Below are 24,419 nucleotides of genomic sequence, written 5' to 3' on the forward strand. Positions count from 1 at the left end.
CGGGTCTGGCTTCTTCTTTGCGTTCACGAATTTCGGGTACATGCCAGCTGAGGTTTCCTTTTTGTTCAAAAACACGGCACCCACCTGCTGATTGGTGGCTCCGGCCGGGTTGACGGGTTGTGTTCGTAGGACGAGGCCGCAGAAGCTCCTTTGGGAACGCCCGGAGCGGACGTCTCGCGTCACTCAGAGGCACGTTTACCTTGGGCTGCGCGCCGTTGCGCGTTGAGACCCGTGTTCTGTTTGATGTTCGGCCAGCGTCACAACATTATGAAATTCTATGGGTTGGCGGAAAACACTTTGGAAACAGTCGATCGGTATCAGGTCGACCGCCGCGTCGTCATAGGTCGTCTCCCGCGGGCAATTGTTGAGCTGCAGGCAACTGACCCTACCAAGGGCGATACACCGACGGATGTGGGATTTGGACCAAATGAGAGGCGTGCAGAAAACCTGTTCAAGACCAATCGGCAAGCGCCCGTAAGAAACGCGATAACTCAATGAAAATAAATGTTTTTTACATCGATGATGTAAGCTTGATCGACAATAATGGCAATTTTCAGGTTGCTGGCTGCAAATAGTTTCTTCAAGAGGTCGCAACCTCCAGCCCGCGGGACTTGAGACCCTGCTGAACGCGCAGACCGGTACGTCCGAGAGTGCTATGATCGATGTTCAACATTCCGGTTTTGGCGGGACCCTCATGGGGAGCTGGCGGTTGAAAAAGACGAGATACTTGACCTTAGTATTCTTTTGGCCACTGCCTGCGTGCACCCGGCGCGGACCAAGCACCCGATCCGTTGTTTGTCCTGCTGGAGTCGCCGCGCAATATTGTGGACAAGCCTCAACAGAGCGTGCCGCAGGGTGATTGCAGCAAACTGTTCACTCGGTGAGGGTCAAAGGGTGTCTTTTGGTGTCTTGCCGGCAAAAAACGCATCGAGATTATCCAGCGCCCTGAAGCCCATCGCGTCGCGGGTGCGTGTCGTGGCAGATCCGATATGGGGCAACATGAAGATATTATCATGCGCCGCAAACGCAGGATTTCCGCCGGGTTCTATCTGAAAGCAATCCAGACCGGCCGCGGCAATCTGACCGTTTTCCAACGCGCCGATCAAAGCGTCCTCATCCACCAGCGCGCCGCGCGCCGAATTTACAATAATCGCTCCTTTCGGCAACAAGGCAAAGCGATCCGCGTTCATCAGGTTTGTGGTCTCGGGCGTTGCCGGGCAGTGTAGGGACAGGAAGTCCGCAACACTCAAAAGGCTGTCAACGGTGTCATGATAGATCGCGCCCTGTGCTTCATCCTGTGGCAGTTCTGAACGATTGAAGTAATGGATTTCCATGTCGAAACCGCGCGCTTTGGCGGCGAAGGCGCGGCCAACGCGGCCCATGCCGACGATTCCAAGACGAGATCCTGTCACCTGTTTGCCGACCATGAAAGACGGCGACCAGAAATCCCATTGCCCGTTGCGCACGATCCGGTCGCCCGCCACTGCGTGACGCGCCGCACCCAGCATCAGCAACATAGCCAATTCCGCTGTGGCATCTGACAGCACATCCGGCGTGTTTGTTACCGTAATGCCGCGCGCTTTGAGAGCAGGTAAATCACAATGATCCACACCAACGGAGTGATTGGCGATAATCTTCAGACGTGTGTCCAGTTTGGCCGCTACATCGGCATTGAAATGCTCCGAATGGCAAGGGATTATAGCATCGAATTCCGCGCTGGCGGCAATCAGTTCCTGTGCGGTGCCGGGGGTGTCCTCGTGGTTGATGACAACATCATAGTCACGTGCTGCGCGTTCCAGCGTCGCATCTGACAGACGGCGGGTGATCCAGAGACGGGGTTTGGTCATGGCTTATTTCTTTCGGATGCATTCGTCCCAGTAGTCGTAAATCGCCATCGCGCAGACGATGATCACGATCACCATGAACGGAAATCCACCCCAGAACCCGGCAAAGCCGGTTGAGATGCTGTGCGACAGTTCGCCGACAAATATCACCAGCAGGGCGGTTCCGATTAACCCGACGATCAGTTTGACGATATATGACATTTTGATGTCCTTTTCTTCAAGCGGCGGCTGCCGCAATGTGGTTTTGTAACCAACGCGCCGTGCGCAGCAGGCGGTTATCTTTTTTCGCAGGTCCGATGAGTTGCACCCCAATGGGCAAGCCGGTTTCACCCACCAACAAGGGCAGGGTCACGCAAGGCAGGCCGGCCAGCGTCCACAGGGTGCAGAAAATCGGATCGCCCGTCCCCGCACCAAAAAGCGGCGCTTCGCCAGCGGCCGCAGGGGCGATGATCGCATCAAATTCAATAAAGAAGTCATCGAAAAACGCTTGCGCCGAGGCTTTGACGGCCAGCGCGTCTTCATATTCGGCTGTGCTGATCTGACGCGCGCGGGTGATGACCGGTTTCAGTGTCTCACTGATCTGATCCCAGTTGTTGTCAAACACCTCGGCCTGATGCAGCGCGATTTCATATTCGTGAATGCGCGCCTGAACGGCAACCAGATTGGAGAGTTGGTTGGCCGGATCCATACGCGTGACGCGTGCGTCGAGGATCTCCATCACACCTTCCAGACCTTCATGCGCGGCTTCTGAGAGGCGGTCATTGAAAGGCAAGTTGAACCAGGCAAAATCGGGATCAACCGGGGCCTCCTCCTGCGCTCCCCTGGACATACTGGGGCGTGCGTGGGCAAAGCTTTCTGGGTCGCGCTGATCATATCCTGAAATGGCATCGGCCAGAAATGCTGCGTCCTCCAGGGTGCGCGCGAAGGTTCCGATCTGATCAAGCGAGACGGAGGTTTGCAAAACGCCCGTGCGGGGGATCATCCCGCGTGTGGGTTTAAGTCCGAAGGTTCCACAGAAAGACGCAGGCCGGATCACAGATCCATTCGTTTGTGTCCCAATTGCCAAGGGAACATGGCCCGCCGCAACAGCTGCTGCCGATCCACTGGAGGAGCCACCCGGCGAATGATCCGCATTATGCGGGTTGCGGGTTTCATTGGCATGCACGAAAGCAAGTTCGGTGGTCACGGTCTTACCCATGATCACCGCGCCCGCCTCGCGCAGCATTTCAACGATCCGCGCGTCAGCCTCGCTTTGACGACCTTTGAAAATGGCGGTGCCGCGTTGTGTGGGCATGTCACGCGTATCAATGATGTCCTTGAGCGCTACCGGGATGCCGTGCAGTGGGCCGGTGGCCAGACCTTTTTGGCGCAGCGCATCGCAGGCCGCAGCCTGAGCCAGTGCCGCTTCGGGATCAAGATGCGCCCAGGCGTGAATGACACCATCCGTCTCTGCGATGTGGTTGAGACAGGATTGCACCAATTGCACCGATTTGAGCTGGCCGGAGGCGATGTAACCCGCCGCCTCCGTTGCTGTAAGCGTATGTGGTTTAATCTTCACGGAACATAGACACCGAAGAGATAGTCAGGGAACCACAGGGCGATGCCAGGGAACTGGTACATCAGGACCATCGTAAAGATCACAATGCCGAGGTAAGGCATGATCCCGCGGAAGATTTCCATGAGCTCGATCTGCTTTTTTAACACCCCTTTTAGGTAGTAGGCCGACATGGCCATAGGTGGTGTCAGGAAGGAAGTTTGCAGATTGAGTGCAACCAGCATGGCAAAGAAATAGGGGTTCACACCGAATACTTCGAGCAGTGGCAGGAAGATCGGGACGAAGATAATCAGGATTTCCGACCATTCCAGCGGCCAGCCGAGCAGGAAGATGATGATCTGCGCGAGCACGAGGAATTCCCATGGCTCCAGATCCATACCGCCCACCCAATCGGCGATGATGTCATGTCCTCCGAGGTATGAGAAAACGCTTGCAAAGGTCCAGGAGCCGACGAAGAGCCAACAGACCATCGCTGTGGCCTTGGCCGTCAAAAACACACTTTCCTTGAGCTTGGTCCATGACATCGAGCGATAAAGAACGGCGAGAACCATACCCCCGAGCGCGCCCATCGCGGCCGCTTCTGCCGGGGTTGCGAGACCACCGAGGATGGAGCCAAGCACCAGTGCGATCAGGACCGTAAGAGGCACGAAGCTCACCAACAGGTTCAAGTAAATCTCGCGCGGGGGCGGGACGTCATCCATTGTTGGCTTTGGGGCCAGTGCCGGATTGAAAAACACCCGAATGATCACATAGACGATGTAAAGGCCCGCGAGGATGATGCCCGGGAATACTGCCGCAGCATAAAGCCGCAAGGGCGAGAGATCTGCGATGGCAGAGTAGACGATCAACATGATCGAGGGCGGGATCAGAATGCCCAAGGTCCCACCAGCACAAATCACGCCTGCGGCGAAGCTCTTGTTGTAGTTGGCATTTGCCATAGCCGGGAAAGCGAGCAATCCCATCAACGTCACAACCGCACCAACGATCCCCGAAGCGGTTGAGAAAACCGCACAGGTCAGGAGTGCCGCGATGGCCAGTGATCCAGGCAGGTTACGCGCCGCCTGATAGAGCGAAAAGAAAAGCTTGTCGACGATGTTCGCGCGTTCCACCACATAGCCCATGAAGAGGAACAGGGGGATGGCAACAAGCGTCGGGTTTTCCATCACCGAATAGGTATTCTGGTTTAGCAGATAGAAAATGTTGTTGTTGAAAATGTCACTGAAGGTCTCGATCGGGCCGCCCTGGTGATAAGCGTAATAGCCAAAGGCCACACCCATCGCCAGCAACGTGAACGCAATCGGAAAACCAAGTAAAACCAGCACAATAAATAGGCCCAGCATCAACAGGGCGACTTCGGGATTTGTCATTTTTTTATCTTTCTTCCTGCAGCGCGTTGCTATTTCTTGCTTGGGTGTATCGCTTGGATTTCGGCCAGATCTGCCTCTGAGAGCAGGTCTTCTGTCTCCTTCACATCCGCCAACCGTTCGGGCCATTCGCCGCTGCGCATCGCCATCACACAACGCACGAGTTCAGCGGCACCTTGTACCATCAGCAAAACGCCGGCCACCGGTATCAGCGATTTGAAAAAATAGACCTGAATGCTGGCCGGGCTGTTGAAGCTGACCTCTTTCCAGCGCCAGCTGTCAGAGGCGATTTCATAACCAAACCAAGCCAACGCGGTGATGCCAGGGAAGAAAAACAGGAAATAGAGGACGAAATCGAGACCCGCCTGCACCTTGACCGGGAAGAGGCGGTACACGACGTCAGCGCGCACATGGGTGTCCTGGGCAAGAGCGTATGCACCACACATCAGAAACAGTGCGCCGTACATCTGGATCATCATGTCAAAAGCCCAGACGGTAGGCGCATTCAGGACGTAGCGCACAAAGACCTCATAAGACACCGAAAGCGTCAGGATCAGAATGCACCAGCCGAAGGCACGACCGACCCAAAGGCTCAGTCCTTCGATGGCGTGAACGAATTTCATGGTATTGATTTCCCTGTCATGGCTGCGCGGGTTTTCTTGTCGAAACCCGGTCAACGCAGTGGAGTCCGGGCGCTCGTCGAGAGCGCCCGAACTCAGTCCGTCACGTGTTAAATCAACCGAAGTAGTGGTTGTAGGCCAGCTTGTAGTCAGGCTGGTTCAGGTTGAGATAGTTCATCACGTCCTTGGCATAAGCTTTCTGTGACTCCATCACCTTGGCAAAGAACGGATCGTCTCCGGCGATGCGGTCGGCAACCTTGTCCCAGGCTTCAAGCTGTGCGGCCATCACCGAATCCGGTGTGCGGTACACGTTCACGCCGTCCGTTTCCTGCAATTTCAGCAGGTCATCGGAATAACGCTTGGTGTTGCCCCAGTAGAAGCCGGAGTTTTCGGCCATGGACGCATTTTTGATGATCGCTTTGTGATCATCGCTGAGCGCATTGTATTTGTCTTTGTTGATTGTGACCTCAAAGAACTCCTGGCTCTGGTGGAACGACGCCAAGTGGTAATGCTTGGACACGTCCTGCATACCAAAGTCACGGTCAGACGTCGGGTTGTTGAACTCTGCCGCGTCAATCAGGCCTGACTTCATTGCAGGCTGGATCTCACCGCCCGGAAGTTGAACAACCGACATGCCCATTTCAAGCAGAACGTCAGCAGCCAGGCCAACGGTCCGGTATTTCAGACCACTCATTTGTGAGGCGTCTTTGATTTCTTCTTTGAACCACCCCAAAGGCTGTGCAGGCATTGGTGAATTGAAGAAAGACACAACGTTCAAACGCAATTCGGCCATCAACTCGTCAAAGAGCTCTTGCCCGCCGCCTGCGTAAACCCAGCCCAGCACTTCCTGGCTCGACCAGCCAAAGCAAGGACCTGTGCCAAAGAGCGACGCGGCTTTTGATTTGCCGTACCAGTAGGCGGGTACGTAGTGCGCTGCATCCAGAACGCCGCGATGTACCGCATCCTGCATCTGGCTGGTTTTGACAACGGCGTCTACCGACAGCACTTCGATTGTCAGCGATCCGCCGGACATTTCATTCACGCGGGCCGCAAAAGATTGAGCGTTTTCAAGGAAAATACCGCCACCCCATGCAGCTTGCATTTTCAATGTGACGCCATGTCCGTCGGCGAGAGCGGGTGTGGCGAGTGCTGCAGCGCCTGCTACGGCAGAGCCACGCAGGAATTTTCTGCGGTTAAGATTATCTGTCATATATCCTCCCAAGGAACGGGCATGATGTGCCCTTTTGTGTGTTGCGTGCGCGAAGCACGCTGTCTGCGAAAAATTTGGAAATCAAACTCGCCAAAGAATATGGCCATTCTCAACCGTATCCTCCTGAAACCGTTGAGCGGAGCCCCTCCCAAATTATCATTTGCGAAGATAGCCTATGCCACCCGGCTGGCAAGGGAAATTTAGCGGTAAAACAACCCTTTAGTTCAACCTGCGAGTGAAAGAAGCTTGATTTCCATCGATATCATAGTGATTCTTGCCGTCTCTCCCTTTTCTCCTTCCTGGAGTTATTGATTTGGCGGCTTGTGTCATTGTGTGTTGCTCAGCATTGCGTTTGCACCGTCCGCTTGCTGATGTTGAATATGTGTTGGTGCGCGTCCGCCAATCAACGTTGTGATGTCGCGCGCTGCCTCCGCAACCGTAGCCCCAAGCGTGGGGACACGCAGATCGTCAAAGCGCGTGCTGGGTCCTGAAATGGACACACCTGCGACCGGATCGGCATACTCGTCATAAATTATGGCGCCAATGCAAGACATGCCCACGTGGCGTTCTTCCTTGTCGAAAGACCAGCCCCGTGCGTCTGTTTTTTCCAAATCGGCAAACAGGGCGTCCGGCGTGACCAGCGTGTTTTCGGTAAAGCTGGTCAGCCCTGTCCCCATCAGCAGTTTTCGCACACGATCCGGCGGCATTGCAGACAAGATCGCTTTTCCGGTGCCAGAGGCGTGCATGGACGTTCGGGTGCCGCGTGCGAAGAAAGCGCGTATCGGGTTTTGGGTCTCTACCTGTCCGACGAAAACGACCTCGGCGCCATCCGGGATTGCCAAATTTGCCGTTTCGCCGGTTTTTTCCATCAGATGGCGCATAACGGGCCGACTGACTGCGCTCAACCCCGTACGGTTCATGAAGGAAATACCAGTTCTATAGGCTTCAATCCCGATCACCCAATCCTGGCGTTCTTCATCGAAGGCGACGAAATCGTGCTTTTGCAGAGTCGTCAGAATTCTATGCGTCGTAGCCGTTGGTACGCCAAGTGAGAGCGAAAGATCCGTCAAGGTCGCGCGGTCAGCACGTGAGACACCCTTCAAAATGCTGAGCGCACGGTCAAGCGACTGCAGAGTTCCTGCAGAGCTTTCGCGAAACTGCGACTTGGGTCTTCCACGTTGCCTTTTCTGCACTTTACCCATCCATGAGAATCAACTTCACTATTTATCACACAATTGAAAAATAATTTCAATTACTCGAATAAAATGATTTATGAAAAAATGAAAAAGCAATAAAAACAATGTATTGAATATTAAGTTGCATAAATGAAAAACATTTTCGAGAAAGTTGATTTTGTCAGGCCATTCGCTAAGTTGCCATGAAACCTAGGAGGAACTCGTCATGTCTGATCAAAACCCGATTTTTATCCCCGGGCCGACCAATATACCTGATCGCTTGCGCGTTGCCATGCATGTGCAGACGCGGGACCATCGCGCACCTGACTTCATTGAAACTTTCGCGCCCGTGCTTGAGGATACCAAGAAGGTTTTCGGAACGCGCGACGGCAAAGTGATTACATTTCCGGCTAGCGGAACAGGTGGCTGGGAAGCCGCCATCTGCAACACTCTAAGCGCAGGCGACACAGTGCTCGTAGCGCGTTACGGGATGTTCAGCCATCGCTGGATCGACTTGTGTCAGCGTCACGGGCTCAATGTGCAGATCATTGAGTGTGCTTGGGGGTCCGGCGCGCCCGCTGACAAGTTTGAAGCCGCTCTGAGTGCGGACAAAGGTCATGACATCAAAGCCGTGCTCGTCACGCACAACGAAACAGCCACCGGTGTCAAATCCGATATCGCAGCCGTGCGCAGTGCGATGGACGCGGCCGACCACCCGGCGATGATGTTCGTGGATTGCGTCAGTTCTCTGGCGTCGATGGATTTTCGGATGGATGAATGGGGCGTAGATGTTGCGGTGTCTGGATCTCAAAAAGGGTTCATGCTGGCAACCGGCATGGCCATCCTTGGAGTCAGCCCCAAAGCGCTCGCCGCGATGGAAACAGCGACATTGCCGCGCACCTTTTTTGATTTTCGCGACATGATGACCGCTAACGCCTCTGGTGGATTTCCTTACACGCCGCCGTTGCAGCTGATTTACGGGATGCGCGAGAGCTTGAAGATGCTGTTCGAAGAGGGGCTGGAGAACGTCTATGCACGACACTACCGTCTCGCCGAAGGTGTGCGTCGTGCGGTGGATGCCTGGGGTCTGGAGCTAGTCGCCAAAAGTCCTGAGTTGTACTCGGATACTGTGAGCGCCATATACGTGCCCAAGGGATTTGACAGCAATGCGTTAACGGATCAAGCTTTCAACGCTTACGGCGTGTCATTTGGCATCGGCCTTGGCGAAATGAATGGCAAAGCATTCCGAATTGGCCATTTGGGCAGTCTGACGGATGTCATGGTGCTGTCTGGGCTGGCAACGATTGAAATGGCGATGGCGGATCTTGATTATCCCATCGAATTGGGCAGTGGCGTTGCCGCTGCGCAGGAATATCTGCGTAAACACCGTGCTGCTCTGATCCAGACCGCTGCGTAAGGAGAACGGAATATGCTGGACATCATGACCGGGTCTGATCTGACAATTGACCATGTGCGAGCGGCACATGAGCGGATCAAGCCCTACATTCACGAGACGCCGATCCTGACCTCGTCGTATTTTAACGCGCTGACCGGGGCCGAATTGTTCTTCAAATGTGAGAATTTTCAGAAAGCCGGCGCCTTTAAGGTGCGCGGCGCCTCTAACGCGGTCTTTGGACTGACAGATGCGATGGCGGAAAAGGGGGTCGCGACGCATTCTTCGGGCAATCACGCTTTGTCTCTGAGTTATGCAGCAGGGCGTCGCGGTATTCCGTGCCATGTGGTCATGCCGCGCACGGCACCGGAGGCTAAGAAAGCAGCCGTGCGGGGATACGGCGGGATCATCACCGAATGTGAGCCCTCTACCACCAGTCGGGAGGCGATTTTCGCCGAAGTTCAGGCGGCCACCGGTGCCGAGTTTGTGCATCCCTACAACGACCCGCGTGTGATCGCAGGGCAGGCGACCTGTTCACTGGAAATGCTGAGCCAGATCGACAACATGGATGCGGTGATTGCGCCGATTGGTGGAGGCGGCATGATTTCAGGCACCTGCCTGACTCTCTCCAACCTCGCGCCAAAAATGGAAATCTATGCAGCAGAACCGGATCAGGCGGATGATGCGGCACGATCGTTCCGGGCCGGACATATTATTGCGGATGATGCACCCAATACGATCGCTGATGGATTGAAAGTGCCGCTCAAAGAGAACACATGGCACTTTGTGTCACACTTCGTGACAGATGTGCTGACCGCTTCCGAGCAGGAAATCATCGACGCGATGAAACTGACATGGGAACGGATGAAGATCGTGATGGAGCCGAGCTGTGCTGTGCCAATGGCTGCGATTCTGCGCAACCCGGAGGTATTCCGGGGCAAGCGCGTGGGCGTGGTCATCACGGGCGGCAATGTGGATTTGGATAAACTGCCCTGGACATTGGGCTAAGGAGGACGCGACATGAACAAGCAAGTGAACTTTGAAGAATACGAAGTCGGCTATGACATCCCCGCCGCAATCGGCATGGATGAGGCGCAAATTCAAACACCGTCTCTGGTGCTGGATCTGGACGCTCTGGAGCGCAACATCAAGAAAATGGGCGATTTCGCCAAATCCAAAGGAATGCGTCACCGCGTTCACGGCAAAATGCACAAATCCGTTGATGTGGCGCTGTTGCAGGAAAAGCTGGGCGGAAGCTGTGGTGTGTGCTGCCAGAAGGTGTCTGAAGCCGAAGTCTTTGCCCGCGGTGGGATCAAGGACGTTTTGGTCTCCAATCAGGTGCGCCAACCCGAAAAGATTGACCGTTTGGCGCGGATGCCTAAGCTTGGCGCGCGCACGATCTGCTGTGTTGATGATTTGGCAAATGTAGCAGACCTTTCTGAAGCGGCGACACGCCATGGCACGCAAATTGAGTGTCTGGTGGAAATCGACTGTGGTGCAGGCCGTTGCGGCGTAACCACCACGCCGGAAGTTGTCGAAATTGCCAAGGCGATTGAGGCAGCAAAGGGTTTGAAGTTCGCGGGTCTGCAAGCTTATCAGGGCGCGATGCAGCATATGGACAGCTATGAGGACCGCAAGGGCAAAACCCAGATCGCCATCGACATGGTGCGCGACGCGGTGGATGCGTTGAAAGGCGAAGGCCTGGAGTGTGACATCGTTGGCGGTGGCGGCACAGGGTCGTATTATTTTGAAAGCGGCTCAGGTGTTTTCAATGAGTTGCAATGCGGATCCTACGCTTTCATGGATGCTGATTATGGCCGAATTCTGGATGAAAACGGCAATCGCATTGATCAAGGCGAGTGGGAAAATGCATTGTTCATCCTGACTTCGGTGATGAGCCACGCAAAGGCCGATAAGGCAATTGTTGATGCTGGCCTCAAGGCCCAATCTGTGGACTCAGGTTTGCCAGTAATCTTTGGGCGCACGGATGTGGAATACGTGAAATGCTCGGATGAGCATGGCGTGGTTGCTGATCCGGACGGCGTGCTGAAGGTCAATGATAAGTTGAAACTGGTGCCCGGTCACTGTGATCCAACCTGCAATGTACATGATTGGTACGTTGGTGTGCGAAATGGCAAGGTTGAAACGCTCTGGCCCGTGTCGGCACGCGGCAAAGCTTACTAATCTGCCTTAAGACTAAAAAAATCACGCGTCCGGCCTTTCCGGGCGCGTTCATTTTGAAAGACAAAAGACAGGAAATCCCAAATGTCCGAAGGATTGTTGATCGTAGGCGAAGACGTCTGTGCGCAGGTGGTGAATAGCAAGGACGCCTTTGATGCGGTTGAGGCCGTTTTCGGTGCCATGGCCAAGGGAGATGCTTACAATTTCCCGGTGATCCGCGAGGCGATTGGGTACGCGGACGCGCTGTATGGGTTCAAATCCGGGTTCGACAAAGCTGGCAAGACGCTGGGCGTCAAATCGGGCGGTTATTGGCCGGGCAACATGGATAAAGGCCTGACCAACCACCAGTCCACGATCTTCCTGTTTGATCCAGATACCGGCATGTTGCAGGCGCTGGTCGGGGGCAATTACCTGACGGCCGTGCGCACGGCTGCATCCTCCTCGGTGTCCATCGCACATCTGGCACGCAAGGATGCCAAAGTGCTGGGCATGGTCGGTGCCGGGCATCAATCTACATTCCAGTTGCGCGCCGCCGCAGAGCAGCGCGATTTCACCAAGGTTGTGGCGTGGAACCCGCACCCGGATATGCTGCCGCGACTGGGCGCCGTGGCGGAAGAACTGGGGTTGGAATTCGAGGCGGTCGCGCAGGAAGAGCTTGGGGCGCAGGCCGATGTCATCATCACGATCACCTCTGCCTTTGAGCCGTTGATGATGAAGGATTGGATCAAGCCCGGCACGCATATCGCCTGCATGGGAACAGATACGAAGGGCAAACAGGAGGTCGATCCGGCGATTCTGGCCAGTGCCACAGTGTTTACCGATGAAATCGCCCAATCCATCAGCATCGGCGAGGCGCAGCATGCCATTGCTTCTGATTTGATTGCCAAGGGAGACATCACACCGATTGGAGCCGTCATCAATGGGGATCATCCCGGGCGCAGCGACGCTGACGAAATCACGCTGTTTGACGGGACCGGTGTTGGATTGCAGGATCTGGCCGTGGCCTCGGTCGCGGCAGAGCAGGCGGAAAAGCAAGGTAAGGCGACACGCGTCGCGCTTTGAGCGTGTATTGCCTGCTTGTAATTCATTTCCGGGCGATGTGAGGTTGACGTTTTATCAGAGAGGTCATCAGAACCTGTCGAAGACTTGGCAAGTGGTTTGATTTGGGGCGCCAAACATCTGTCCGGCTTGGTCCAAGACTTGTTTTTGGTGGGAAACGTGAGGCACTCAGACTGCCGTGCGCTTTCTGGCAAGCGTGGGATTGGGTGATGTCCAGTCCTTCCAACCCTAATGGTCATCCTTGGCAAAGCCAAAGGGACGGAGACCAGAGACGAAACCCTGAAGGCCTGGTTTTCAAATAGTGCGCCGCGTGGTCGCCCATATTAACTGCGGTTCTATGCGGCGCAATTTGAAACACGCTGAATTTCCGTGATTTTTCCATCTTGCGTCCTTGCGATTTCCAAGGAGCTGCTGCGTGCCGGCACGGATCATTTGTATCGTGTTCAGAGCAATGGGCAATGGCGCAGGACAGCTGGCAATCATTACTTTTTCATTTGGTTGTGGCCCCGAATAAGTGTAGAAAACGCTTTCGGTCATTCCTCAATGGTGACGTTCGGCCCTTGATGCCATCGGGTTCAAAATCTCCATGATTGACCTGCGGCAGCGTCTTTTATGTCTCATCAAAGACGGGCCAAGATAAATCATGAAACCTGCGTGGCCCGAAAATTGGGGATCTGATTTGTTCTCGATCATGGGAACAAATGGTCTGCACCGCAACCAAACCGCTTGCTGGATGGTGCGCACAACCGGGCCAGGCGGACCTGTGATGGAACAATAGGTTCCGCTGGTTTTCACGACATTGCCAAGGGTCTGATCTGCACGAACACGGAATGTTCCGGGATGACCGTTGTAACACAGCACCCGAAACCAAAGCATCCAGAGTTTTTTCCAGAATACTGTGCGAATTCTTACGCCTCGGGCATCCAGACTCCGGAGTGCTCAAAAAAAATACAAAACCGTAGATTTTGCACAAAAAATCAGCGTAAATGGCGCTCGCTACGCTTTTCGTACGTCACGGGGTTTCCTTCTCTGACCCCGCTCCAGACGATCTACCCAAAGGTAAAAATCGGAGGTTGCCATGATCTGGTCCAAGTTGCCCTATGTCACATTCGCAATGAGTTTGAGCGCATCCGCCAGTTTGGCGGACGGCCATTTGACACCAACTGTTTTTGGAACGAACTGGTTGGCGCAGGCTGAACATGGCGGGTTTTACCAATCCGTTGCAGATGGTACGTATGCAGCATGTGGGTTGGACGTGGAAATCATCTCGGGTGGACCGCAGGTGAACAACCGGGCGCTGATGCTGGCGGGAAAAATCGATTTCCACATGGGTGGTGACATGTTGCAGGCGTTCAACGCCGTCAAAGAGGGCATCCCCGTTGTCTCTGTCGCCGCAATTTTCCAAAAACATCCTCAGGTCATTCTGGCTCATCCCGGCGAAGCTGAAAGCTGGGAAGATCTCAAGGATCTGACCCTTTTGATCGGGGATAACGGTTTCACGTCCTATTATCAGTGGATGATCGCGGAGCATGGTTTTACCGAAGCACAACGTCTGCCCTACACATTCAATCCCGCACCCTTCATTGCTGACAAACAGAAAGGCATGCAAGGCTATCTGAGCTCCGAACCCTACGCCGTGCTGAAAGAAGCCGGGTTCGAACCCAATGTCTTTCTGATCGCGGACGCCGGATATTCCTCTTATGCCACGACGATTGAGACGATGGCCGGGACAATCGAACAGTCCCCCGAAAAAGTGGAGTGTTTCGTCGATGGGTCGCTGACCGGGTGGTATAACTACCTTTACGGCGACAGTTCTGCAGCGGATGAACTCATTCTGGCGGCAAACCCTGACATGTCGCAGGACAAGTTGGAGTTCGCCAAGAAAATGATGCTGGAACAGGGCATTGTCGATAGCGGGAGCGCTCTGGAAACCGGAATTGGCTCCATGACGGATGAGGTCATCGGCGATTTCTATAACAAAATGGTTGCGTCCGGCGTCCTTGAGGACGGCCTTGATTGGAAGGCGGCCTACACGCTCGATTTCACCAATAAATCTGTTGGCAAAGAGATAAAACCCTAGTTGAATACAAGGAAGACCGCAGGCCGCGCGGCCTGCGTGATCCTCGGGCGGGAGTGACATGACAGAACCGGTGAAGCCGCGGCACCAGCGGTCTGAATTGCTGCGTTTGGAGCAGGTGGACAAGACGTTTAATGGAACTGTCGTGGCGTTGAAGGGCATGACGCTTCAGGTGCGCGAGGGAGATTTCATCTCGCTTCTGGGCCCGTCCGGTTGCGGAAAATCTACGGCATTGCGCCTGATTTCGGATCTTATTCACCCTACGGCGGGGCGCATCAACTGGTCCGGTGGGCATGACACAGGTGATCTTGGTGTGGTCTTCCAGGAGCCCACCCTGATGCCCTGGGCTACGGTGGCGCAAAATGTTTGGCTGCCGTTTCGGTTGCGCGGCAAACCCTATAGCGCGGTAAAGGCTGACGTGCTTGAAGCGCTTAAACTGGTGGGGCTGGAAAAATTTCAGAACAGTTATCCGCGTGAATTGTCGGGTGGCATGAAAATGCGTGTGTCCATCGCGCGTGCCATGGTCACACGGCCCCGGTTGATCCTGATGGATGAACCTTTTGCCGCACTGGATGAAATCACCCGATTCAAGCTGAACAACGATCTGCTGAGGCTCAAGGCGGCGATTGGATGCACAGTTGTCTTCGTGACGCATTCGGTTTTCGAATCTGTCTTCCTGTCGGACCGGATCGTGGTGATGGCCGCGCGACCAGGACGGGTGATTTCGGAACTCGAAGTTGATGCGCCATATCCGCGCGATGAGGATTTTCGTACGTCCTCCGAGTATGCTGGCTACACGCGCCGCGCAACAGAAGCGCTGCATCAGGCGATGGGGGAGGCGGCATGAGCATTGCTGATCCTTCCGGAACGCCACTGACCGTTGATGCGGATGAAACAGCACGGCTGAGGCGCAAGCAGCTGGAAAAATTCGGTAAGTGGATCTTGCCCGTGTTGGTCTTGCTCTTGATGCTGGTGGCCTGGGATCGCACCGTCGTTTGGAATGAAATACCGCATTATATCCTTCCTGGTCCGGGGCTGGTGTTCGACACATTGATCAAGGATTGGGCGCTGCTGTTTGAGGCACTGCTCGTAACGTTGCAGATCACCTTGATGGCACTGGCCGTGGCGGTGATTGGCGGTGTGGGTCTGGCTGTGCTTTTCACCCAGTCGCGTTTGGTGGAAATGAGTTTCTATCCTTATGCGGTCATTTTGCAGGTTACGCCGATCGTTGCCATTGCGCCGCTGATTTTCATCTATGTTGACAGCCGAATTGCTGGCTTGCTGCTCTGTGCGTGGTTGGTGGCTTTCTTTCCGGTGCTCAGCAACACAACACTTGGGTTGAATTCAGCTGATCATAACCTGCGCGATTTGTTCCGCATCTACGGCGCGTCGCGTTGGCAGACACTGCGGTTTTTGCAATTGCCCTCCGCGCTGCCCTATTTCCTGGGGGGGTTGCGGATCGCCGGTGGCCTGTCCTTGATCGGGGCGGTCGTTGCCGAATATGTGGCGGGCACGGGTGGGCTTAAATCCGGCCTTGCGTTCCGCATATTGGAAGCGGGCTATCGCTTGAACATCCCGCGTATGTTCGCCGCCCTGATCCTGATTGCGGTCACGGGCGTGGTGATTTTTGCAGGGCTCAGTTTCCTAAGCCACATGCTCTTGCGAAAATGGCACGAAAGCGCGTTGAAACGGGATCATTGATGGATTTTATCGAGTTTCCGAAAGGTCCATTGACCCTGCAAAATCTGACTGTTCCTGATTGCCTTCTGGGCGGTCAGGGCGATCTGACGCGGCTGGACCTGCACCTTGAGAACGGCAAGATTACGGACAAACCGGGGCAGGTGGTCGATATGAAGGGGGCGATGGTCTTTCCCGCCTTTATCGACATGCACACGCATCTGGACAAGGGTCACATCTGGCCTCGCGCTGCCAATCCCGACGGCAGTTTTGCCGGCGCACTGGCGACTGTTGGCGCCGACAGAAAAGCCCATTGGCATGCGGGAGATGTGCGCACTCGGATGGAATTTGCGCTGCGGTGCGCTTACGCGCATGGCACCCGCGCCATTCGAACGCATCTTGATAGCATCCCGCCACAGGATGACATTTCGTGGCCGCTATTCAGAGAGCTACGTGAAGAGTGGCGTGGTCGGATTGACCTTCAGGCTGCCTGCCTTGTGGGGTGCGATCAGGTCTCTCGTGATGGCGCTTTTGCACATACTGCGGATCTGGTGGCGGAAGCGGGGGGCGTGCTGGGTATGGTTGCCTATCCGGTGCCGGACATCAAAGACCGCATCCAAGCGTTTTTCGAACTTGCGGCCGCGCGTGGTCTGGCGGCAGATTTCCACGTGGATGAAACGCTGGATCCCAGTTCTGAAACCCTGCGTGTCGTGGCGCAGACCGTGCTGGACATGGGGTTCGATGCGCCCGTTACGGTAGGCCATTTGTGCTCGCTGTCCTCACAGGATACTTCCCGCGCCAATGATACGATGGACCTTGTGGCGCGCGCCGGTCTGAATGTGGTTTCGCCGCCCATGTGCAACCTTTACCTTCAAGATCGTCAGGCAGGCACGCCGCGCAGACGCGGTATTACCCTGGTGCATGAGATGAAATCGCGCGGGATCAATGTCTCCTTCGCCTCTGACAATACGCGCGATCCGTTCTACGCCTACGGAGATCTGGATATGATTGAAGTCATGCGCGAGGCCACCCGTATTGGCCATCTGGATCATTCAGGGAAAGATTGGATCCGTGCGTTTTTGGACAACCCCGCCAAGGCCTGCGGTTTCAAGGCCCCCAGCCTGATGCCGGCTGCGCCAGCCGATTTGGTGATTTGCCGTGCACGCAACTGGACCGAACTTTTCGCGCGTCCGCAAGCGGACCGCATTGTGATGCGCGGCGGAGTTCAAATTGATCGGACCCTGCCAGATTACGCCGAACTTGACCATTTGATGAGGACATCATGACCGCGAACATTGCCGCTGCAAAAGCCGCCCTGTCACATCTCGACATTGAACAAAACGCCGCTGCGATCAAATCCAAGAGCCGAGACTTCTTTTGGTATTCGCCGGTTCTGAAGGCGCGTCTTGACGATGTCGTCGCGGATTTTGTGGTCAGCCCGCGCAATGAGGCCGAGGTCATCGAGATCCTGAAGACATGCTATGCCCATAACGTCCCCGTTACGACGCGGGGAGCAGGCACCGGCAACTACGGACAGGCCATGCCTTTGGCGGGGGGCTGCGTCATGCATCTGCGTCACATGGCGGCGGTGCGCGAAATCCATCCCGGACGGGTCATTGTGGAGCCGGGGTGCTTACTCAAGGACCTTGATGCGGCGTGTAAGGAACACTCCGGTCAGGAAATCCGAATGTTTTCCTCCACCTGGGCCACGGCGACCATTGGCGGGTTCATCGCCGGGGGATCGGGTGGCGTTGGTTCCTGCACCTGGGGGTCCTTGCGCGATCTTGGCAACATCATCCGCCTGCGTGTGGTGACCATGGAAGAAGAGCCGCGCGTGCTGGAATTCCAGGGCGAAGAACTGGCCCGGGTCAGCCATGCCTATGGTACCAACGGCATCATCACCGAAATCGAAATGCCGCTGGCCCCGGCCTATGAGTGGGTCGAGATGTTCGTGGCCACGGATGATTTCATGGAGGCCGCGCGCTTTGCCGAGGAACTGGCCAATGAAGATGGCATTCTGATCAAGCTGGCGACCGTATTTGAGGCCCCCATTGCCAAGGATTACTTTCAGCGCGTCGCCCCTCATGTGGACAGCGACACCAACCTCATTGGGCTGATGGTCGCGCCGCATTCCATGGACGGGTTTGAAACCTTTCTGGGCCGCCGATCCGGCGCGCGTCTGATTTACCGCAGTGACGCGTCCGATTGGGAACGCGGCCCGGGCATGGTGTTTGAATACGGTTGGAACCACACGACGCTGCGCGCGCTAAAGGTTGATCCGTCGATTACGTACTTGCAGGTGCGCTACGGCTTTCCGCATCACCTCGATCTGATCGAGCAGATGCGCGATGCCCTGAGCCCGGAGGTTTTACAGCACCTCGAAATTCTCAGGGAGAACGGTAAGGTTATGTACGCGGGCCTCAGTCTGGTGAAATTCACAACCGAAGAGCGCCTGGATGAGATCGTCAAAATCCACGAGGACGCAGGTGCCATGGTCTTTAATCCGCACCGCTATACGCTGGAGGAGGGTGGGCGGCAAACTGTCGATGACCGGCAATTGGCCTTCAAACGCGAGGCGGATCCCAAGGGTCTGCTCAACCCGGGCAAAATGATCGCATGGGATGATCCGGACTGGGCGTTTGATCAGATGTATTCCTATCCGAAAATCCGCGCGGCGGAGTGAGGAATGGCACGTGCGCTGGTCCTTTTTGCACATCCTTGCGCGGAGAGTTTCTCGGCCGCCTTGCACGGCTGTGTGACGGAGCGTTTACATGCAAGCGGCTGGGAGGTTGATGACTGTGATCTGAATGCGGAAGGCTTCTCGCCAGTTCTGACCGCGCAGGAACGGCGCGGGTATCATGAGGAAACTTCAAACACGGGACCGGTTGCTGACTATGTAGAGCGATTGCAGGCCGCAGATGCGCTGGTGATGGTATTTCCGGTGTGGAACTTCGGGTATCCTGCCATTCTCAAAGGGTTTCTGGACCGGGTTTTCCTGCCCGGTGTTTCCTTCAAGCTCGAGGACGGTAAGGTGGTTCCCAACTTGCGAAATATACGAAAACTCGCCGCCGTCACGACCTATGGCGGCACGCGACTGCGTGCTTTCATGGCGGGCGATCCACCGCGCAAGTCCGTCACGCGGGCGGTCTGGCATGTGTGTCGGCCAGACAAGATGCGTTACATGGCGCTTTACGATATGAACCGGGTCACGCAAGACCAGCGTGGGCAATTCTTGTCGCGTGTGGGCGCGGAAATGGAGGCGTTTTGAATGCGCGCCCTTGTGATTTATTGTCATCCGAAAGACACCAGTTATACGGCGGCCGTGCGCGATGAGGTTGTGTCAAAGCTTTCAGATGTTGGCGCGGAAATTCGCATTCACGATTTGTACAAGTCAGGTTTCACCCCGGTGATGACTGCGGAGGAATTCGATCTGTACGAAAATACTGCTCACAACCGCACCCCGGTTGTACAAGCCACAGATGACGTTTTGTGGTGCGATACCCTGATCTTTATCTATCCCACATGGTGGTACGGGATGCCCGCAATGCTCAAAGGATGGATGGACCGTATTTTATTGCCCAATGTCGCATTTTTGATGCCTGATGGGGAAAATGACAATATCAGGCCGGGCCTGACACATATCACCCGTCTGGGGGTCTTCACCACTTGCGGGGCCAGTTGGGGGCTGACGCAGTTGATCGGATCGCCGGGCAAACGTATCATTCTGAGGGGGATCAGGGCGATGTGTGCCAGGCGTTGCAAGACAGTGTTTGCTGCGCATTACCTGATGGACAGTTCAACGGATGCCTCGCGGCGGGCGCATTTGGCGCGTGTCGGGCAGAAAATGGAGAAATTCGTGCGATCGGTGCGTCCGGACCACAAGGAGGCCAATGCATGATACCGGTGCTGGACTGGCAACAATTTGAAACCGACAGGGAAGAGTTTTTGGCAACACTTGGCGCTGCCGTCCGAGGGCCGGGGTTCTTTTTATTGCAAAACCATACTGTTCCTCAACGCCTGCGTGCCGAGGTGTTTCAGATGGCAGGTGCGTTTTTCGACCTGCCCGAGGCAGAGAAGAAAAAACTCTCGATTCTGAACACGTCGCATTTTCGGGGGTGGGCAGCAGAAGGGGATGAATCTCTCGATGAAACCTCTGTCGCAGTGGATCGCAAGGAAAGCTTCAACATTGGCTTTGATCTCGCACCGGACGATCCACGTGTGCTGCGGGGTGAACCATTTCGAGGCGTGAATGTCTGGCCGGATGTGACGGGTTTTCGCGATACTATGCTGGCTTATTATGACGCGGCACTAAAGCTTGGTATTGCCATTCACCGCGCTTTCGCCGCTGACCTGGGTCTTGCATCGGACCATTTTACGCCTTCTTTCAAGGACCCACTGGCGGCGCTGCGGCTGTTACACTATCCGGCGGCATCCGGCGCTGCGAACGAGATTGGCGCGGGCGCGCATACGGATTATGGCGCGATTACCTTGCTGATGACGGATGGTGAACCTGGTTTGCAGGTCAAACCACGCGGTGGGGATTGGACAGATGTCCCCCACGTCGACGGCGCCTATGTGGTCAACATCGGCGATTGCTTGATGCGTTGGACGAACGACATCTATGCTTCCACGCCGCATCGGGTTCTGCCCCCGAAACGACAACGCCGCTCCGTTGCGTTTTTCGTTGAAGCGAACCCGGATACGGTCGTCGCCGCGTTGCCCGGCACGGGAGCGGCGAAATATCAGCCCGTGCGCGCCGCCGATTACTTGCAATCCCGACTGGATGCTACTTACGCAACAAAGGAAGTATCATAATGGGGATGAAGGACTGGGCAGACTTCAGAGCGCCGGATTTCCAATCCATTGATCCAATGAAAACCATCGCGATCTTGCCCACGGCGGCAATTGAGCAGCATGGACCGCATTTGCCGCTTGGGACGGACACGTTGATCGGACTGGGGATGCTGGAAGAGCTGCGCCGCCAAGCCCCTGCGGACATGGATCTGCGGGTTTTACCTATACAAGCGGTGGGCAAATCCAACGAACACCTGTGGGCTGCGGGGACATTGACGCTGACCGCAGCCACGGCTCTGGCGGTGTGGACCGAAATTGGCCTGTCGGTGGCGCGCGCGGGCATTCGAAAGATCGCAATCGTGAATTCGCATGGGGGCAATCTGGATCTGGTATCCATTTTATCGCGCGAACTGCGCGTGCAAGCGGATATGCTGGCCGTGAAATGCCAATGGGGATCTTTTGGCGCGCCTGAAGGCTTGTATTCCGCGCAGGAAGATAATTTCGGCATCCATGGCGGTGATGTTGAAACGTCGCTCATGCTGCATTTCCGCCCGAAAGCCGTGGATATGAGCAAGGCCAAAGATTTCAGGTCCTCGGCGGAAACCAGTGCGATCTCACCGATAGGACCCGTGTCTTATGGGTGGATCGCCAGCGATTTGAACCCCGACGGCACGGTAGGAGAAGCGCATCTGGCAAGCGCCGAGAAAGGCGCAGCGACAGCGGCGCATCAGGTCGCAGGGTTTGTAGATCTGCTGCGCAAAATGGACGAAATGGCCTTGCCGGGGACCTAGATCGCCTGTTTGGCGACAATCACCTGCGTGCCCCATTCTTTGCATTGATCGCTTAAAGCGCGTGGCAAAGCCCTGTCGGTCACAACCATGGATAATGCGCTCATGGACGCGATTCTCGCAGGGGCAGCTCGGTTGAATTTTGAATGGTCCGCGACCAGAAAGCATTTTCGCGACTGCGCAATGATGGATTGACTGACCCCGACTTCCTGAATGTCGAAATCAAGCAGATCACCGTCCCGATCCAAGGCCGAACACCCTATGACGGCGATGTCAAACTTGAACTGTTGTATCGTGTCGATGGTGATTTTGCCGACCAAACCGCTATCAGACCGACGCAAAGCGCCCCCCGTGACGATGATTTGACAATCCGGGTTATCGACCAGAATATTGGCGATGTTCATATTGTTCGTCACGACCATGAGATCACGGTGGTCCAGCAACTCGCGCGCAACGGCTTCGGTACTGGTGCCGATGTTCATGAAGATCGAGCAACCTTCAGGAATGTGATGCGCGCAGGCCCGAGCCATTGCCAGTTTGGAAGACTGGTTCAGGTTCCGCCGTTCTTCGTATTCAATATTGGTTGTGCCCGAGGGAAGAATCGCGCCACCATGCACACGTTCGAGTTTGTTCGCTTCCGCCAGTTCTGTGAGATCCCGGCGAATGGTTTGCAGCGTGACACCAAAATGCTCAGCAAGCGCATCCACCGTAACTTTGCCTTCGCGTTGGGCAATTTTTAGGATGTCCGGATGGCGGAATGTTTGCGACATAATTATTCTCCTCTTTGCGAGATAACTTTAAAAAAGCTGAAATTCCAACATATTTGTATGGGTGGACCGATCACGCTGAACTTTTGCGAGCTAACTATTTGTCGGATCAGGATCGAAAAGACTAAGACAAAGTCCAAGGATTCCAATTCGTTCTGAGGACAGCTCGAAGGCGGCCGGTTGAGAATTGCGACGTCACGAAAATTGAAAGCGAACATAAACGAAAATAAACGCTTGATTACGCAAATGCACTGCGCTACCCATTGCGTCGTCGATGGCACGAAAACTGGGGAGATCTCGTGGCGCAACCGAACACATCATCACAGACCTACGACCTCTTCGTGATTGGTGGCGGGATCAATGGATGTGGTATTGCGCGCGATGCAGCCGGGCGTGGGATGAGCGTCGCGCTGGCCGAGATGAATGATCTTGCATCTGCAACGTCCTCTGCCTCGACAAAACTGTTTCATGGCGGTCTTCGGTATCTTGAGTATTTTGAGATCAATCTGGTGCGCCATGCCTTGGCGGAGCGTGAGGTCTTGCTCAAGGCGATGCCCCATATCAGCTGGCCGATGCGCTTTGTGCTGCCTTACCAAAAAGACATGCGTTTTGAGGGGGCAACGCCGACATCGCGCATCCTGAACGTCGTCATGCCGTGGATGAAGGGGCGGCGCCCCGCATGGCTCATTCGTTTTGGGCTCATGCTATATGATAACCTAGGCGGTCGGAAAATCCTGCCCGCCACCAAAACGCTGACGTTGAGGGGAAGTGCCGAAGGCGCGCCCATCGAGGACCGTTTTGAGAAAGCCTTTGAATATTCTGACTGCTGGATCGAAGATTCCCGGCTTGTCGTCTTAAACGCACGTGACGCCGAGGCGCGCGGCGCCAACATCATGGTGCGCACCAAGGTTGTCAGCGCCGCCCGCATTGAGGATCATTGGGACGTCACGCTGGAGGATGTCGAAAGCGGCGAGACCAAAACACTCAAAGCACGCATGCTGGTCAACGCCGGTGGCCCTTGGGTCGGCGACATTATTCAACAGAAGGTGCGGATTAACTCCACCGAAGGTGTGCGTCTGGTGCGTGGCAGCCATATCGTGACAAAGCGGCTTTATGATCACGACAAATGCTATTTTTTCCAAGGAACCGATGGGCGCATCATTTTCGCCATTCCTTATGAAACGGATTTCACGCTGATTGGCACCACAGATGCCGAACACAGCGATCCCGGCGTCAAGCCAGAATGTACTGCCGAAGAGCAGGACTATCTGATCAATTTCATCAACCAATACCTGAAAAACGATATTAGTGCCGAGGACGTGGTCTGGACCTATTCTGGCGTGCGCCCGCTTTATGATGACGGGGCGAGCAGTGCCACGGCCGCCACGCGTGATTATACGCTCAAGGTCGATGATACCGGTGGCGCACCAATCCTCAATGTATTTGGCGGCAAGATTACTACCTATCGCAAGCTGGCTGAGGATGCGATGGATAAGATCGTCCCATTTTTCCCGGGCACGTCAGATCATTGGACGGCAGGGGTTGCCTTGCCGGGCGGCGATTTTGCGGTCGATGGTTTTGACATGTTGGTGACCCGGTTGCGTGAGGATTTTCCATTTCTGACCGCCTTCTGGGGCAAGCGTCTTGTGCGCGCTTATGGCACCGAGGCGTGGGATATTCTGGCGGATGCCGAAGAGGAGGCCGATCTGGGTCAAGGCTTTGGCGCAACGCTGAGTGCGCGGGAAGTGCGCTGGTTGCAAGAAAACGAATACGCCCGTACCGCTGAAGATATCGTCTGGCGGCGCAACAAACTGGGGCTTAGGCTGACAAAAGAAGAAATAGCTGTTTTGGATGCGTTCATGCGATCCGATCCTGAAGGACGGACGACCAAAGCGGCGGAATAATGGGGGACGGA

The 24,419-nt window shown here is 55.3% G+C and carries 23 protein-coding genes; 14 read left to right on the forward strand and 9 right to left on the reverse strand.

Annotation, left to right across the window (positions count from 1 at the left end):
- Positions 1-887 precede the first annotated feature (887 nt).
- From R8G34_21510 to R8G34_21540, 7 genes are all read right to left on the reverse strand, one after another.
- The gene (locus R8G34_21510; protein ID MDW3225433.1) at positions 888-1,847 is read right to left on the reverse strand and encodes a D-glycerate dehydrogenase; all 960 of its coding nucleotides are present in this window, start codon (positions 1,845-1,847) and stop codon (positions 888-890) included.
- Between the two features lie 3 nt (positions 1,848-1,850).
- Positions 1,851-2,045, reverse strand: a complete 195-nt coding sequence (locus R8G34_21515) for a hypothetical protein (protein ID MDW3225434.1) — start codon at positions 2,043-2,045, stop codon at positions 1,851-1,853.
- 16 nt (positions 2,046-2,061) lie between these two features.
- Entirely contained in the window at positions 2,062-3,402 is a 1,341-nt protein-coding gene (locus tag R8G34_21520; protein MDW3225435.1) for an amidase, read from the reverse strand.
- The gene (locus R8G34_21525; GenBank protein ID MDW3225436.1) at positions 3,399-4,766 is read right to left on the reverse strand and encodes a TRAP transporter large permease subunit; all 1,368 of its coding nucleotides are present in this window, start codon (positions 4,764-4,766) and stop codon (positions 3,399-3,401) included. Before R8G34_21525 ends, R8G34_21520 begins: the two co-directional genes overlap by 4 nt.
- Before the next feature lie 29 nt (positions 4,767-4,795).
- Positions 4,796-5,386 carry a TRAP transporter small permease subunit gene (locus tag R8G34_21530; GenBank protein ID MDW3225437.1) on the reverse strand — a complete coding sequence of 197 codons (591 nt, stop codon included), beginning with the start codon at positions 5,384-5,386 and terminating at the stop codon, positions 4,796-4,798.
- Positions 5,387-5,498: 112 nt separating this feature from the next.
- Positions 5,499-6,593 (reverse strand): TRAP transporter substrate-binding protein, encoded by a 1,095-nt coding sequence (locus R8G34_21535; protein MDW3225438.1) that lies wholly within the window; start codon positions 6,591-6,593, stop codon positions 5,499-5,501.
- A gap of 326 nt (positions 6,594-6,919) precedes the next feature.
- The gene (locus R8G34_21540) at positions 6,920-7,795 is read right to left on the reverse strand and encodes an IclR family transcriptional regulator (GenBank protein MDW3225439.1); all 876 of its coding nucleotides are present in this window, start codon (positions 7,793-7,795) and stop codon (positions 6,920-6,922) included.
- Positions 7,796-7,994: 199 nt separating this feature from the next.
- On the opposite strand from R8G34_21540, the gene R8G34_21545 reads away from it, so the two are divergent.
- The 4 genes from R8G34_21545 (at position 7,995) to R8G34_21560 (ending at position 12,404) form a co-directional block, all read left to right on the forward strand.
- Positions 7,995-9,185 (forward strand): aminotransferase class V-fold PLP-dependent enzyme, encoded by a 1,191-nt coding sequence (locus R8G34_21545; GenBank protein MDW3225440.1) that lies wholly within the window; start codon positions 7,995-7,997, stop codon positions 9,183-9,185.
- 12 nt (positions 9,186-9,197) lie between these two features.
- A complete protein-coding gene (locus R8G34_21550) occupies positions 9,198-10,169 on the forward strand; it encodes a pyridoxal-phosphate dependent enzyme (protein ID MDW3225441.1) in 972 nt (323 codons plus the stop codon).
- Positions 10,170-10,181: 12 nt separating this feature from the next.
- Positions 10,182-11,345, forward strand: a complete 1,164-nt coding sequence (locus R8G34_21555; protein ID MDW3225442.1) for a DSD1 family PLP-dependent enzyme — start codon at positions 10,182-10,184, stop codon at positions 11,343-11,345.
- Between the two features lie 81 nt (positions 11,346-11,426).
- Positions 11,427-12,404 carry an ornithine cyclodeaminase family protein gene (locus R8G34_21560; protein ID MDW3225443.1) on the forward strand — a complete coding sequence of 326 codons (978 nt, stop codon included), beginning with the start codon at positions 11,427-11,429 and terminating at the stop codon, positions 12,402-12,404.
- A gap of 291 nt (positions 12,405-12,695) precedes the next feature.
- Here R8G34_21560 and R8G34_21565 read toward each other — a convergent pair whose 3' ends face one another.
- Positions 12,696-12,938 (reverse strand): hypothetical protein, encoded by a 243-nt coding sequence (locus R8G34_21565; protein MDW3225444.1) that lies wholly within the window; start codon positions 12,936-12,938, stop codon positions 12,696-12,698.
- A gap of 541 nt (positions 12,939-13,479) precedes the next feature.
- Between R8G34_21565 and R8G34_21570 the strand changes: the two genes are divergently transcribed.
- From R8G34_21570 to R8G34_21610, 9 genes are read left to right on the forward strand one after another with little or no spacing between them, the layout of a single operon-like run.
- Positions 13,480-14,481 carry an ABC transporter substrate-binding protein gene (locus tag R8G34_21570; GenBank protein MDW3225445.1) on the forward strand — a complete coding sequence of 334 codons (1,002 nt, stop codon included), beginning with the start codon at positions 13,480-13,482 and terminating at the stop codon, positions 14,479-14,481.
- A 58-nt stretch (positions 14,482-14,539) separates the two neighbouring features.
- Positions 14,540-15,325 carry an ABC transporter ATP-binding protein gene (locus R8G34_21575; protein MDW3225446.1) on the forward strand — a complete coding sequence of 262 codons (786 nt, stop codon included), beginning with the start codon at positions 14,540-14,542 and terminating at the stop codon, positions 15,323-15,325.
- Complete coding sequence (locus R8G34_21580; protein MDW3225447.1) at positions 15,322-16,179, forward strand: ABC transporter permease; 858 nt, start codon at positions 15,322-15,324, stop codon at positions 16,177-16,179. The genes R8G34_21575 and R8G34_21580 overlap by 4 nt, the downstream gene beginning before the upstream one ends.
- Entirely contained in the window at positions 16,179-17,441 is a 1,263-nt protein-coding gene (locus tag R8G34_21585; protein MDW3225448.1) for a cytosine deaminase, read from the forward strand. The genes R8G34_21580 and R8G34_21585 overlap by 1 nt, the downstream gene beginning before the upstream one ends.
- A complete protein-coding gene (locus tag R8G34_21590; GenBank protein MDW3225449.1) occupies positions 17,438-18,838 on the forward strand; it encodes an FAD-binding oxidoreductase in 1,401 nt (466 codons plus the stop codon). The genes R8G34_21585 and R8G34_21590 overlap by 4 nt, the downstream gene beginning before the upstream one ends.
- Positions 18,839-18,841: 3 nt before the next feature.
- Positions 18,842-19,423, forward strand: coding sequence for an NAD(P)H-dependent oxidoreductase (locus R8G34_21595; protein ID MDW3225450.1), 582 nt, complete (start codon positions 18,842-18,844; stop codon positions 19,421-19,423).
- A complete protein-coding gene (locus R8G34_21600) occupies positions 19,424-20,053 on the forward strand; it encodes an NAD(P)H-dependent oxidoreductase (GenBank protein MDW3225451.1) in 630 nt (209 codons plus the stop codon). It abuts the gene before it with no gap.
- Positions 20,050-20,970, forward strand: coding sequence for a 2-oxoglutarate and iron-dependent oxygenase domain-containing protein (locus R8G34_21605; protein ID MDW3225452.1), 921 nt, complete (start codon positions 20,050-20,052; stop codon positions 20,968-20,970). Before R8G34_21600 ends, R8G34_21605 begins: the two co-directional genes overlap by 4 nt.
- Positions 20,970-21,740: a creatininase family protein gene (locus R8G34_21610; GenBank protein ID MDW3225453.1), complete on the forward strand. Its 771-nt coding sequence runs from the start codon at positions 20,970-20,972 to the stop codon at positions 21,738-21,740. Before R8G34_21605 ends, R8G34_21610 begins: the two co-directional genes overlap by 1 nt.
- On the opposite strand, the gene R8G34_21615 is transcribed toward R8G34_21610, so the two are convergent.
- Entirely contained in the window at positions 21,737-22,507 is a 771-nt protein-coding gene (locus R8G34_21615) for a DeoR/GlpR family DNA-binding transcription regulator (GenBank protein MDW3225454.1), read from the reverse strand. The two genes, R8G34_21610 and R8G34_21615, sit on opposite strands and share 4 nt — an antisense overlap.
- A 296-nt stretch (positions 22,508-22,803) precedes the next feature.
- On the opposite strand from R8G34_21615, the gene glpD reads away from it, so the two are divergent.
- The gene (gene glpD / locus R8G34_21620; protein ID MDW3225455.1) at positions 22,804-24,408 is read left to right on the forward strand and encodes a glycerol-3-phosphate dehydrogenase; all 1,605 of its coding nucleotides are present in this window, start codon (positions 22,804-22,806) and stop codon (positions 24,406-24,408) included.
- Positions 24,409-24,419 lie beyond the last annotated feature (11 nt).

It is taken from the genome of Paracoccaceae bacterium, from assembly GCA_033344815.1.
In the GTDB taxonomy this organism is placed as follows: Bacteria; Pseudomonadota; Alphaproteobacteria; order Rhodobacterales; family Rhodobacteraceae; genus Roseobacter.